Source organism: Undibacterium sp. Ren11W (assembly GCF_049340485.1).
Taxonomy (GTDB): domain Bacteria; phylum Pseudomonadota; class Gammaproteobacteria; order Burkholderiales; family Burkholderiaceae_D; genus Undibacterium.
The window spans coordinates 216,403-229,704 of sequence record NZ_JBMPPB010000007.1 but is presented as its reverse complement, the minus strand read 5'-3'; the positions used below and the strand labels follow the sequence as shown (position 1 = coordinate 229,704).

Below are 13,302 nucleotides of genomic sequence, written 5' to 3'. Positions count from 1 at the left end.
ATTCCATTTTTGTCTCTAAAACACAACCAATTGATATGAAAAACACCACGAATATGCCGAGTTTTCGATCATATGCTAGAGGAATATATCTAAGATCAGCGTTTAAAATTACAGAAAATTTCTCAAAAAAAAGCCACCGACAGGTGGCCTTTTTCAACAGATACATTTCATCATACGTACATCAACATATTTAGAACGAATGATTGATACCAACCGCAGTACGGTAGGCTTTATCTTGATTCGCGCCATTAGGAATCAATCCACCTGACATCAAAGTATCGCCAAGTGCAGTAGATCCCGCTTTTGCATAAGTAAAAGAAGCATAAATAGTAGAGCGCTTGCTCAACGCATATTTACCCATGGCAATATACTGATCCGCTTTACCACTACCGAAACCAGAAAGTTTAGTGTCGTAGTAAGCTGCCGTTAAAGTAGTCACTGGGGAAAGTGCAAAATCAACGCCTGCACCGACCGTCGCAATTTTGCGATTATTCAAAAGTCCGCCATCCACTTTATTTTCGACATAAGTCAATTTAAGTGCGACCGCATCGAGTTTTAATTTTCCACCACCACCCAGCAGTGTCAAAGTCGAGTTACCTGTATTGTCCTTCATTTTTGCGTAAGCAAAAGCCACGCCTGAAGAACCGTCGGTAAAATACGCGGACAAACCAGCATAAGTATTGGCGGAAGTACTGCCAGCTTGTTCGCCAAAAGCGTACATCGCGGCGCCACCGAAACCAGACACCATAGGAGTCAGGTATTTAACAGAGTTATTTTGACGTAAAGCACTACCGCCGCCATTGGCACCGTAACCGCCAAACAAAGCGCCAGAGTTCATCGCGCTATACACCACGTTAGGGTTACTGGCGGCATGCGCCAGGCCCAGCGGATCCGCCAGACCGATAGAATCTGCACCCAACATATTTTGGCGACCCAAATTAACGGTACCGAAACCACCCGACAAACCCACAGTGGCATTACGATCAAATAAAGTGGCGCTAGTACCAGATGCCGCGAACAAACCTGTTTTAGGATCTATCTTGCCGTCGCCACCGTAAGCGGTGCCAGCGGTGCCGGTATCATTCGACAAAGTACCTTCAAAGTTAAAGTTCGCCTTCAAACCGCCGCCTAAATCCTCAGTGCCTTTGAAACCCCAGCGAGAAACCGCCATCTGACCAGCTTCCATAGACATTTTAGAACCACCAGTAGCAGTTTGATTCGTCGTGTATACGGTCGCAGCGTCGATAATGCCGTAAATAGTCACGCTAGATTGAGCGGAAGCGTTGGCGGCGAAGGCGCCCAGAATTGCGAAAGCGATTAACGTTTTTTTCATTGTACTGTCTCCAAAATTATTATTCTATAAGTTGACCATGTGCTCATGAACAAGCCAGGTCACATCATCATTTTCACTACTCTTGCCAAAACTTATCAACCTTCATGGTTAAGAAGCGATAGCTCATTGGAACAAATTTCACACTTTTCGGCAAAGATAATTTGCGAACGACCGTGTTTAAACAAATTAAATGTCGCACAAAAGCCACATTGCGACTATTTAACTTTCCTAAAAAACATTATTTAATCAAAAACAATACAATTTAAGAACGGATTTTGCCCGATGGCAGAAGCACCCTAACAAGCTTACAATAGCTATTTCTCATGCACACTTTCTTACTATGTTATTTTCCAATATAGATCATCTGGTTTTAGGCGTGGACCGTGCGCTGCGTGTAGTTAGCGGACAAGCCTTAGCGCGACGTCCAAGTCCGGCACAGGCAGTACGAGAAAATAGCTTATCGGATCAAGAAAAAAGACTTAGTGCTGGTCTGATGCGTGTCAATCATGTGGGTGAAATCTGCGCCCAGGCCTTATATGATGCGCAGGCACAATTCACCAACACGGCGGCGATCAGCCAGCAATTCACGCATTCAGGGATAGAGGAAGAGGATCATCTGGCGTGGTCGGCGCAACGAATTGCTGAACTGAATTCGCGCCCTAGCCTGCTAACACCACTCTGGTATGTCGGTGCCTATGTCTGCGGAACGATAGCGGCACGTTGTGGCGATGCTACTAGCTTGGGCTTTGTGGTTGAAACCGAAAAACAAGTGGCGGCGCATTTGGCCAGTCATCTTGAAAAATTGCCGGTAGAAGATAGTAAATCACGGGCGATCGTCGAGCAAATGCGACAAGACGAAATCGCCCATGGCGCAGCGGCACTAGCCTTAGGTGCTAGCGACTTACCTTTGCCAGTCAAAGCAACGATGCGAGCGATGGCCAAAGTAATGACAACGACCGCTTACTATATTTAATTCTGCGTAAATCCTGTAAGTCCTATTAATGACTTAATGACTTAATGAATTAATGAATTAATGAATCAGTCGAGTTCCCTGGTTTTAAGCCTGAGACTCGACTGACTCATCTAAAACGCATCAAAGCAATAAAAAGCAGGCCGCAGCGACCACGCTCGGTAGAACAGCTGCCCCAAATAAACCCAAAGGGCGTATCGCCTGTTCATCAAAATACTCTTTCAAAATAGAATATCCAGCGGGATTTGGTGCATTCGCGATCACAGTCAGACCGCCACCGCTGACAGCGCCAGCCACCAAGGCGTATTTCCCCGCATCCGAAATCCCTTCCACCAGAGAGCCCAGATAAGTCAGTGCCGCGTTGTCGGTCACGGCGGTCAAGCCCATGGCACCGAAAAACATCAAGGTTGAATTCATGCCGGCAATGATAGGTTGCAACCACCATTGCTGCTTACCACCCAAGACCACTAAACCCGCCAGAAAAAAGGCGACTAACAAACCCTCACGCAACATCAACCGGTCTTGGTATTGTTTATAGGCCTCGGTAAAGCCCAGAAAAAACAAAAACAAACCCATGAAGACCACAGGGTGGTGATTAAATACCACAGTTGCGCCTAGGAACAGATAGTGCACCAGGGTGACCGCAAACGGCATCTTTCTGTCTTCCTGCTGCGGCTCTACGGGCAATGTTTTCAACTCTTTTAGGAATAACATAGTCACGGCCAAAGCGTTGATACCGACGGCGATCGCGGCCTTCCAGCCAAACACACTAGACATAAAGTGCATATTCCAACCCCATTTCTCCGCCACCATCAAGACTGGCGGTGCGGCAAACGAGGTCAATACGCCGCCTATCGAAATATTCACGAACAAGACGCCTAAAGTGGCATATTTCAGGCGCTGCGAAATTCCCTTGGCATAGAAACCATCACGCAACATCAGTGCGGCCAAGGTCATAGCAGCGGGCTCGGTAATAAAAGAGCCCAGCAAAGGCACTAGTGATAAACATAGAAAATACGTGCCTACCGCTGCGGAGATAGGCAAGAGCGCATTGATACGCGCGACCAGCCACTGCACCGACATTAAAATGGGTCGAGTACCGGCAATTGTCAGCACCACAAATACAAACAATGGTTCGGTAAAGTTTTGCGCTTCTAGATAATCAATCGCTACCGTTTGATTCGAAATAAGCGCCATGGCGGCAATCAGGACAAAAGCCCAGAAACCAAACACCACTTCCACTTCGCCCATCAAATGCCAAAAGCCCGAATGCCGTTTACTCACATGCGCCAGATGCTGAAATCTGGCGGTACTAAAGGTATGCAAGACCGCCACCGCAAAAATCGCGGCACCGGCGTACTGGATGAATTGATTGCTATCCATAGTTCTCCTGAGTTATACAGCGGGCCAAGTATCAAGACGCTATTTTGTCTAATTTGGCGATGCTTAAATCGAGTAATTTCATGCCGAACTGGCCGAAATTAATATGCGCGCGCGCATTATTGCCGCTGCCTTCTATGTTGACGATCACGCCTTCACCAAACTTGGCGTGCGCTACGCCCTGACCTATGCGCCAGCCACTGCCGGTGTTCTTGGTAAATCCTTGTGCAATCGCATTCACACCAGATTCAGGGGCTTCGTCCCAGGCCGATTTTTTATTTCCGAACCAGTTGGCCTGCACTTTCGGCGACAACCATTTCAGCGATTCTTCCGGCATCTCATCAAAGAAACGCGAGCGCATGTTATAACGAATTTGCCCATGCAACATGCGGGTTTGCGAGAAGCTGATGTAGAGGCGTTTGCGGGCGCGGGTAATCGCCACATACATCAGGCGACGCTCTTCTTCGACTCCGGATTCTTCCTTGGCGCTATTCTCATGCGGGAACAAACCCTCTTCCAGCCCTGTGATGAAGACCGCATCAAACTCCAGACCTTTGGCGGCGTGCACCGTCATCAATTGCAAGGCGTCTTGCCCGGCCTGCGCCTGATTGTCTCCTGCTTCAAGAGATGCATGCGACAAAAAGGCCGAGAGCGGCGACATCACCATAGGCAAGGCGGCATCGGCATCGATGATTTCTATACCGCCCGGTAGCGCCAATAATCCTGCCGCTTGCGAACTAGGCCCGGTCAAAGCCGGCGCATTCTGTCCAAAGCCTTCTTCTGAGACAAACACGGTGGCGGCATTGACCAATTGTTCCAAATTTTCTATCCTGTCGGCGCCTTCCTTTTCGGTCTGATAATGGGTCAGCAAAGTACTCAGATCCAACACCACCTGCACCATTTCCGGCAAGGGAAGATTTTGCGTCTCGAAGCGTGCGCCCTCTATCAATTTGACAAAACCGCCTAAAGAATTACCCGCCTTACCTGACACGTAAGGCACCGCCGCATACAAAGAAATCCCGTACTGTTTGGCGGCATCTTGCAATTGTTCTAACGAACGCGCGCCTATGCCACGGGTAGGAAAATTCACCACGCGTAAAAAGGCCGAATCATTGTGCGGATTATCCATCAACTGCATATACGCGATCGCGTGCTTGATTTCGGCACGTTCGAAATAGCGCTGACCGCCATAAACGCGATACGGCAAACCGGCCGAGAACAGTGCATGCTCCAGCACCCGCGATTGCGCGTTTGAGCGGTACAGGATCGCGATCTCACTACCGGATGAACCTTCGCGCATCAGATTTTTTGCTTCTTCTACTATCCATTGCGCTTCCTGGATATCACTACTCGATTCAGAGATGCGCACCGGCTCGCCATGACCGGCATCGGTATGCAGATTCTTGCCCAGACGCTTGCTATTGTGGGCGATCAGGGCATTGGCCGTGTCTAGTATATGACCATGAGAACGGTAATTTTGTTCCAGCTTAATCAGATTTTTCACCTGAAATTCGCGCTCGAAGGCCGACATATTCCCTACATTGGCACCGCGAAAGGCATAAATACTCTGATCATCATCCCCCACCGCAAACACCGCCGCCTGGTTACCGGCCATCAGTTTCAGCCACTTATATTGCAAATCATTGGTATCTTGAAACTCATCGACCAGGATGTGCTTGAAGCGCGCCTGATAATGCTCACGCAAAGGCTGATTGCGGCTCAACAATTCATAGGTGCGCAATAATAATTCGGCGAAATCGACTACGCCTTCACGCTGACATTGCGCATCGTACAAATCGTAGAGCGCCACCATTTTTCTATCGTTGTCATCGTAAGCATCGACCGCGGCGGCACGCAAGCCCTTATCCTTGGCACCATTGATGAAATACATCACGCTACGTGGCGGGAATTTTTCATCATCGACATTGTTCGCTTTCAGCAAACGCTTGATGAAAGACAGTTGATCTGAAGAGTCGAGAATCTGAAAGGTTTGCGGCAAGCCGGCATCTTTATGATGGGCGCGCAATAAGCGGTTACACAGACCGTGAAACGTCCCTATCCACAAGCCACGTGTATTGATCGGTAGCATGGACGACAGACGACTCAGCATTTCTTTCGCCGACTTGTTTGTAAACGTCACCGCCAACACCGCTTGCGGCGACATTTGCCCGGTTTGTATCAGCCAGGCGATACGGGTGGTGAGTACCCGGGTTTTGCCGGAGCCAGCCCCAGCTAAAATAAGTGCCGATTGGGCGGGTAAGGTGACGGCAGCGAGCTGCTCGGGATTGAGATTATGGAGAAGATTTTGCATCCCTAGATTATACGGGAGCTAGCCGCTGTAGCCAGAAAAACCCTGAGCTGACGATCACCAGGCGCGCCATGGAAAAGCCGCGTTTAAGCTAGGGGATTAAGCTGACAATAGCTATACTCCCCTATATTTTAAATAAATACTGCGTATTGCGCATATTCTGTGTGCGTAATTGTAAAATACCCACCCCAGTATATAAATAATCGTCTCTATAAACCGGTTAGCTTGGCGCAAACAGGCGGACAAAGTTTTGTGCTGCGGTGCGCGGATAAGGTGCCAGATATATGCTGCTGATAGCCGCCACCATGTGGGCACCACGCTCCACCAGGGGTTTGGCATTCTGTATCGTCATGCCGCCTATCACCACATTGGGCAAACTAATCTCGGTACTGGCGCTACGCACCATATCGAAAGGGGTGGTGACCGGATACTCTTTCACCGCCGATGGATAGAAACCACCCAACGCAATATAACTGGCGCCGGCCCGCTGCGCCGCACGCGCCAAACCGAGGTCGCCATAACAGGAAGCGCCGACTATTTTATCGTTGCCAACGATGGCCCTCACTTTCGCCACGGTCATATCGGTGCCGCCAACATGGATACCGTCGGCGCCTAATTCCATGCACAGATCCCAATGGTCATTGATGATCAAGGGCGTTTGATGACTGCGGCACAGTTCTAACAAGCGGCGCGCCTGCTGCAAACGCACGCCGGGAGTGGCAAATTTATGCCGGTATTGCACCAGTGAGGCACCGCCTAACAGCGCCTGTTCGGTTATTTTGATGAGCTTATCGGTATCGTCCCAATTCGGAGTGACGACGTACAGACCGGCGAGTGTATGCATAATTTTCTTTTCAATTAAAGTGATTGCTGCGCTGTCGTTGCGGTATCAATTGTCCATCTGCGATCGCGTACGCTTGTTGCAAACTATTTTGAGTAAAATCTTGTGCAAATTGCAAACTATCTCGCATATTCCGTCCTAGCGCAAGCTGCGCTGCAACAGCGGCAGCCAGGGTGCAACCACTGCCATGGAACTCGCCAGACAAGCGCGGCCATTGCCAATCTATTCGCCCCTGCTGACTAAACCAACTATTGCGCACTTGTGCAGCGCTAGCATGGCCGCCTTTGATCAAGACGTCCTGACAGCGATGCACAAGTAAATGCTGCGCTTGCGCTTCGCCCTCAGGCAAATCAGGGCATAGACGTCTGGCTTCGGGTAAATTCGGGGTGATCAGGGTCGCCACTTGCAGCAAGGGCTGGATCGCCGCTACCGCATCATCCAGCGCCAGCGCATCGCCGCGCCCGCTGCCCAGAACCGGGTCGAGCACCACCGCCAAATCCGGCTGCAAGCTCTGCATCTCTTGAATAAATCCGGCAATCGCCAAAGCATTTTCAGCATGTGCGACGATGCCAATTTTGATCGCCGCCACCTTGATCTTGGCGACCAAGGCCCGCGCCTGTTGCAAGATAATACTGGCATCCACGGCATGCACCGCATACACCCTGTCGTTGTCTTGCACCGTCAAGGCGGTGATCACCGTCAAGGCATGCGCGCCCTGAGCGGCGATCGCCTCTATGTCGGCCTGTATCCCGGCACCACCGCTAGGGTCGTGACCGGCAAACACCAGTACACAGGGGCGCTCAGTTGCGTGCATATCTAGGTAACCCGTCCAGCCATAGGTGAAGAAGGAGAGGCGGCAAACCTCTTCGGTATCCGCCCAGCCATAAATGCCTCGCGCCCGGCTTGCACCGCCAGGCTCATAGCGCGTGCCATGCGGATAGGCTCACGCGCACCAGCAATCGCCGTGTTCATCAGCACACCATCGCAACCTAACTCCATCGCGATCGCCGCATCCGAGGCAGTACCGACACCGGCATCGACCAGCACCGGCACCTTGGCTCGCGCAATAATCAAAGACAGATTCCAGGGATTCAAAATACCCATGCCCGAGCCTATCAAGGACGCCAGCGGCATGATGGCGACACAACCGATGTCTTCCAACATGCGCGCCTGAATAGGATCGTCGCTGCAATACACCATCACCTCAAAGCCGTCTTTAACCAGGACCTTGGCGGCCTTCAGGGTTTCCGGCATATTCGGGAACAAGGTTTTCTCATCACCCAAGACTTCCAGCTTGCACAGCTGCTGGCCGCCTAGCAGTTCACGCCCAAGTTGCAAGGTGTAGATCGCATCTTCGGCGTTATAGCAACCGGCGGTGTTGGGCAAGATCGTGTATTTACTTTGAGGCACGGCGTCCAGCAGACTAGGCGCATTCGCGTCCTGGCCGATGTTCACTCTGCGTATAGCCACCGTGATTATTTCTGCGCCGCTGGCTTCGGTTGCCAAACGGGTTTGTTCCAGATCGGCATATTTGCCACTGCCGACCAATAGGCGTGAGCGGTAAGATTTACCGGCGATGATTAAGCCCGATTCTGTGATTTCTGTTTGCATAATTTTCTCAATTTCATTTAATTTTTTTCAGAACTTACGCAAAATTGTTCCAGCTAGGCATACTAACTTTGGTGCTAAGGAAGCACCCCTGGTAGGGGATGCCCGTTACGTCGGCAGACAATATATTGTCCGAATTCCCGACTTCACCGCATCGCCGATGACAGTACGTGAGTACGACAAGGTGATGACAACGACGCTGGGGCAGTTTTTCGTATGTCCTGATGTTAGCCGCCGCCTATGGCACGCACTACATCGACCTTATCTTGCATATGCAAAATTTGGTCAATCCAAGAGGAGCGCGCTACGATCTGGCGATTTACCGCCACCGCGATCGCCTGCCCATCTAGCTGCAAGGCGCTGATCAACTGCGCCAGAGTTTTTTCCTGAGCGCACTCATAGGCTTCACCATTCAAGACTATTGTGATCATCTTCAACTCATTGTTTTTGATAAATTTCAGCGCCGGATTTAATGAACTCAATAGACTTCACCTCCATCCCTTTTTTCAGCGCAGCGATCTCGCTGATGCCTTGCTTGGCAGCGTAATCGCGCACTTCTTGCGTGATTTTCATAGAGCAAAAATGCGGGCCACACATGGAGCAAAAATGCGCCACTTTAGAAGAATCCTTAGGCAGAGTCTCATCGTGGAATTCACGCGCCTTATCCGGATCGAGACCGATGTTGAATTGATCGTCCCAACGGAATTCAAAGCGCGCCTTAGATAGCGCGTTGTCACGGATCTGCGCCCCCGGATGCCCCTTCGCCAGATCCGCCGCATGGGCGGCAATCTTGTAAGTAATGATGCCGTCTTTAACATCGGCCTTATTCGGCAAACCCAGATGTTCTTTCGGCGTGACGTAACACAGCATCGCGGTGCCATACCAGCCGATTTGCGCTGCGCCTATACCAGAGGTAATGTGATCGTAACCGGGTGCGATATCGGTAGTTAACGGCCCCAATGTATAGAAAGGTGCCTCGTGACATTGCTCCAGTTGCAAATCCATATTCTCTTTGATCAGGTGCATAGGCACATGACCGGGGCCTTCTATCATGACTTGTACATCGTGCTTCCAGGCGATCTGGGTCAGTTCGCCCAGAGTCTTTAACTCACCGAGTTGCGCTTCGTCATTCGCGTCGTAAATCGAACCGGGACGCAAGCCATCGCCAAGCGAGAACGAAACATCGTAAGCCTTCATGATCTGACAGATATCTTCAAAATGCTCGTACAAAAAACTCTCTTTATGATGCGCCAGACACCATTTCGCCATGATGGAGCCGCCACGCGAGACGATGCCGGTCAGGCGTTTAGCGGTCATGGGCACGTAGCGCAGCAAGACGCCTGCATGTATCGTGAAGTAATCGACGCCCTGCTCCGCTTGCTCGATTAAGGTATCGCGGAAAATTTCCCAGGTCAGGTCTTCTGCCTTGCCGTTGACCTTTTCCAAGGCCTGATAAATCGGCACCGTGCCTATAGGGACTGGTGAATTACGGATTATCCATTCGCGCGTTTCGTGTATGTGTTTTCCAGTCGAGAGATCCATCACATTGTCGCCACCCCAGCGTATCGCCCAGGTCATTTTTTCGACCTCCTCACCGATCGACGAAGTCAGGGCAGAGTTACCAATATTGGCGTTGATCTTCACCAAAAAATTGCGTCCTATGATCATAGGTTCAACTTCAGGATGATTGATATTGGCGGGGATAATGGCGCGGCCACGGGCGACTTCGCTACGCACAAATTCTGGCGTAATCTCCGCTGGAATACTCGCACCAAAAGACTGGCCCGGATGCTGACGCCCCATTACCTCGACCAGACGCGTACCCATAGGACCCGAACTTTTCAGTTCGGCAAGATATTGGTTGCGCTGCAGATTCTCGCGGATCGCGATGTATTCCATTTCCGGTGTGATGATGCCTTGCCGCGCGTAATGCATCTGGCTGACATTTTTACCCGCCAGAGCGCGCCGAGGTTTGCGCGTCAGGTTAAAGCGCAACTCAGCGAGCGCCGCATCATTCATGCGCTCTATCCCATATTGCGAGGAGGGGCCAGCCAATTCTTCAGTGTCATTGCGCTCGGCTATCCAGGCGCCACGCACCGATGCCAGGCCAGAACGGATATCTATCGTAGCGGCGGGGTCGGTGTAGGGACCCGAGGTATCGTAGACGTAAATCGGCGGATTTTTTTCTGAGCCAAACATGGCCGGGGTATCGGCTTGCGTGATCTGGCGCATAGGTACGCGGATATCAGGACGCGAGCCCTGTACGTAGATTTTTTTTGAATTCGGTAAAGCTTGAATAGCGGCCGTATCGACGGTCGCCGTGGCAGACAAAAACTTCGGGTTAGCATTCATGGTTGGCTCCTTTGCGTGTTGCTTAATGGCTTGGAGCCAGCAAAGGAGTTGCCGTTGAGGGCGGCAAACGTGGTTTGCGCCGGTAGCGGCTGCTTCCCTTCGCTGGCATTATCCAGATCAGGTTCGAGGGTATTTCTCACCCGACAGAAAAACTGTCAGGACCCCTAGCGTGGTATTCGGTACTACTTAATTTTTATTTCTGCTTTAACATCACAAGCTGACGAATTATAACGAGTATTCGTTTTTTTTGGTGACTGATTTTTCTATCTCTAGTTTATGTTCTCACTGCTTGAAGTCGATTCAGGCATGCGCTGCTTTATCTTGAACTGGGCCTATCACCTCTATCATATCGACCATCTTGGCACTAATTGCAGCCGATAAATCGCGTTCTAAAATCGGCATCGCCACTTCATACGGCACCAGCAAACGTGCCAGACCATATGCTCGATTGCGGCCATGCGCCTTACCCAGATACAGCGCCATGTCGGCAATCTGCAAGGTTTTTTCCCAGTCGCAAGCATTCTCGGGAACGCCAGAAAAAGGCAGAGAAATAAAACCCGCGGTCACGGTCACCGGTATCTGTAAATCACCGACCTTAACAGGAGTATCACCAATCGCGCGCAACACTCTATCGACTAGTCTGGTGATCTGAGTGGGGTTCGATTTAGGCGAATAAATCAAAAATTCTTCGCCGCCCCAACGCAAAACCATGTCGCTATCCCGCACCGATTTTTTCAGTCGTGCGGCGATGTCTGTCAACACGCTATCCCCTGCGGCATGACCCCATGTGTCGTTAATATGTTTAAATAAATCGATATCAAGCAAGATCAGGCAATCCGGATTATCGGCGCTTTCTTCACGTCTTTCCGCATTCGCCAAGGCCACGCGCGACTTCATCAGTTCCACAAAAGAGCGTCGATTATGTAGACCCGTTAACTGATCTCTGACCGCATGAAATTCTAATTGCGTATTGACTTGCTTGAGCTGTTCATTGACCTTTTTCACGCGGCGATACATCAGAAAAACAAAGATACCCACCATTACCGTGAGTATCGCACCCAAGATGGTCACCACTTGTTGCAGATGGCGATTTTTAATATCGGCATCTTTAAGCGCGTTTTCTTTGCCTAATAACTCAATCTGCTTTTGCCTTTGTTCTGCGTTAAATTGTTCTTGCAAGCCAGCGACCGCTTTCGAACGGCCGACGTTAAATAATTCAGCGCTAAGTTTTTGCTGGCGCCGCAAGATGCTTAGCGCCTCTTTATACAATCCCGCATCCTCATACATCGTGGCCAATTCACCGAGTATGCCTTCAATTTCAGACTTGGAATCTGACTCCTCAAAAAAATGAATTACTTCATTGATGTACTCGGCCCCTTGAGTAATCTTACCTTGCCCCCCCAAAGCAAAACCGATATTCACCTTAGCAATTGCTGCATTAATTTTGTCCTCGATAGAATCCGATTTCTTCAAGGCCCGCCGCGCATACAGTTCTGCATTTTTGAAATCATGTGCAATCAAATAATAATCCGCGATATTTCCCAGCGCGTTTGCCTCGATACCAGGCATACCGGCATCGATTCCTAATTTCAATGCCTTCTGATAGGAGGCCAAAGATTCTTCCTTTTTGCTCAATAAGGAATAGGCTAAGCCCTGGGTTATCAGCAAAGTTGAAAAAGTTTTAGGTGTATTTGCCAGAGATGACAGCGCCTGCGCTTCTTGTACAGTCGCTAAGGCCTTGACCGGATCCTTCATGGAGATATACAGTCCGGCGACAGCGTCCAGACCATACAGCCGCGCCTCTACTTTGCGTCTGGGTTGCAACTCACTCAAGCGCAAAGCCTCTAATAGCTGGCTCAAAGCTAATTCAAATTTACCTTGACCCTGGTACACAGCACCGTAAGCGCGATGTAAGCGCATCTGCACTTCTGGATTAGTGCTGGCACCGTGCTCTGTCTGTACTTTATTGAGTTGATCCAAGGCCAATTCTGGCTTGTTATCGTCCATGAAGCTAAAACTTTTGCCAATATTCGCCAATGCTATATTGTCTTTATCCTGGTGTATCTCAGCCAGTTTTAGGTACTCATCTATAGTTGCCTTGGCTGATTTAGGATCAGCGGCAGAGTATTGCAAACTAAATAAAACTTTAAGAAGCTCCAGGCGTACGGCATAACTCGAGTCCGCAGACAGGTGCTCTTTAAATGCCTGCAATTGCTTGAGTGCTTCGGCATTATCCCTATCCGACAGATTTTGAATCTCGTTGATTCTGACAATGTCGTTTTTTTCGTCAGCCACATCTGCCATCGCAGTGTTGAGCAGCAAACACATCGCAAGAAATGTGCAAACGCGAGCAATCGATGAAAAAGTCACTACTTTCAACATAAATTTATCCCTTCGATTGCGCGACTTTATTTATTTGGCTTGCCATCCTAGCATTGTACGAAGCTAGTCTATGCTCTTTTTGCGTGAAAATGCAACATTTCCACATGCACAATAGGCCTAACTTTATT

10 protein-coding genes and 1 riboswitch are annotated in these 13,302 nt (G+C 49.9%); of the genes, 1 reads left to right on the top strand and 9 read right to left on the bottom strand.

The window, feature by feature from the left end; all coding sequences use genetic code 11:
* Positions 1-190: 190 nt before the first annotated feature.
* Positions 191-1,333, bottom strand: coding sequence for a porin (locus ACO0K8_RS16370; protein ID WP_422947725.1), 1,143 nt, complete (start codon positions 1,331-1,333; stop codon positions 191-193).
* Positions 1,334-1,673: 340 nt separating this feature from the next.
* Between ACO0K8_RS16370 and coq7 the strand changes: the two genes are divergently transcribed.
* Positions 1,674-2,306 carry a 2-polyprenyl-3-methyl-6-methoxy-1,4-benzoquinone monooxygenase gene (gene coq7 / locus ACO0K8_RS16365; protein WP_422947724.1) on the top strand — a complete coding sequence of 211 codons (633 nt, stop codon included), beginning with the start codon at positions 1,674-1,676 and terminating at the stop codon, positions 2,304-2,306.
* Between the two features lie 120 nt (positions 2,307-2,426).
* On the opposite strand, the gene ACO0K8_RS16360 is transcribed toward coq7, so the two are convergent.
* The 8 genes from ACO0K8_RS16360 to ACO0K8_RS16325 form a co-directional block, all read right to left on the bottom strand.
* A complete protein-coding gene (locus ACO0K8_RS16360) occupies positions 2,427-3,686 on the bottom strand; it encodes a putative Na+/H+ antiporter (RefSeq protein ID WP_422947723.1) in 1,260 nt (419 codons plus the stop codon).
* 31 nt (positions 3,687-3,717) lie between these two features.
* Positions 3,718-5,994, bottom strand: coding sequence for a UvrD-helicase domain-containing protein (locus ACO0K8_RS16355; RefSeq protein ID WP_422947722.1), 2,277 nt, complete (start codon positions 5,992-5,994; stop codon positions 3,718-3,720).
* A 217-nt stretch (positions 5,995-6,211) separates the two neighbouring features.
* Entirely contained in the window at positions 6,212-6,835 is a 624-nt protein-coding gene (gene thiE / locus ACO0K8_RS16350; RefSeq protein ID WP_422947721.1) for a thiamine phosphate synthase, read from the bottom strand.
* 10 nt (positions 6,836-6,845) lie between these two features.
* A complete protein-coding gene (thiD, locus tag ACO0K8_RS16345; RefSeq protein ID WP_422947720.1) occupies positions 6,846-7,646 on the bottom strand; it encodes a bifunctional hydroxymethylpyrimidine kinase/phosphomethylpyrimidine kinase in 801 nt (266 codons plus the stop codon).
* A gap of 2 nt (positions 7,647-7,648) precedes the next feature.
* A complete protein-coding gene (locus tag ACO0K8_RS16340; protein ID WP_422947719.1) occupies positions 7,649-8,443 on the bottom strand; it encodes a thiazole synthase in 795 nt (264 codons plus the stop codon).
* 224 nt (positions 8,444-8,667) lie between these two features.
* The gene (thiS, locus tag ACO0K8_RS16335) at positions 8,668-8,871 is read right to left on the bottom strand and encodes a sulfur carrier protein ThiS (RefSeq protein WP_422947718.1); all 204 of its coding nucleotides are present in this window, start codon (positions 8,869-8,871) and stop codon (positions 8,668-8,670) included.
* A 7-nt stretch (positions 8,872-8,878) separates the two neighbouring features.
* Positions 8,879-10,792, bottom strand: a complete 1,914-nt coding sequence (thiC, locus tag ACO0K8_RS16330) for a phosphomethylpyrimidine synthase ThiC (protein ID WP_422947717.1) — start codon at positions 10,790-10,792, stop codon at positions 8,879-8,881.
* 77 nt (positions 10,793-10,869) lie between these two features.
* Positions 10,870-10,968: riboswitch (TPP riboswitch) on the bottom strand.
* Positions 10,969-11,092: 124 nt separating this feature from the next.
* A complete protein-coding gene (locus ACO0K8_RS16325) occupies positions 11,093-13,174 on the bottom strand; it encodes a diguanylate cyclase (protein WP_422947716.1) in 2,082 nt (693 codons plus the stop codon).
* Positions 13,175-13,302: the final 128 nt, after the last annotated feature.

What these genes read in the sequence shown, in the direction of transcription:
- ACO0K8_RS16370 (WP_422947725.1), bottom strand. Translation starts at nt 1,333, where the DNA reads ATGAAAAAAACGTTAATCGCTTTCGCAATTCTGGGCGCCTTCGCCGCC.
- coq7 (WP_422947724.1), top strand. Translation starts at nt 1,674, where the DNA reads ATGTTATTTTCCAATATAGATCATCTGGTTTTAGGCGTGGACCGTGCG.
- ACO0K8_RS16360 (WP_422947723.1), bottom strand. Translation starts at nt 3,686, where the DNA reads ATGGATAGCAATCAATTCATCCAGTACGCCGGTGCCGCGATTTTTGCG.
- ACO0K8_RS16355 (WP_422947722.1), bottom strand. Translation starts at nt 5,994, where the DNA reads ATGCAAAATCTTCTCCATAATCTCAATCCCGAGCAGCTCGCTGCCGTC.
- thiE (WP_422947721.1), bottom strand. Translation starts at nt 6,835, where the DNA reads ATGCATACACTCGCCGGTCTGTACGTCGTCACTCCGAATTGGGACGAT.
- thiD (WP_422947720.1), bottom strand. Translation starts at nt 7,646, where the DNA reads ATGCACGCAACTGAGCGCCCCTGTGTACTGGTGTTTGCCGGTCACGAC.
- ACO0K8_RS16340 (WP_422947719.1), bottom strand. Translation starts at nt 8,443, where the DNA reads ATGCAAACAGAAATCACAGAATCGGGCTTAATCATCGCCGGTAAATCT.
- thiS (WP_422947718.1), bottom strand. Translation starts at nt 8,871, where the DNA reads ATGATCACAATAGTCTTGAATGGTGAAGCCTATGAGTGCGCTCAGGAA.
- thiC (WP_422947717.1), bottom strand. Translation starts at nt 10,792, where the DNA reads ATGAATGCTAACCCGAAGTTTTTGTCTGCCACGGCGACCGTCGATACG.
- ACO0K8_RS16325 (WP_422947716.1), bottom strand. Translation starts at nt 13,174, where the DNA reads ATGTTGAAAGTAGTGACTTTTTCATCGATTGCTCGCGTTTGCACATTT.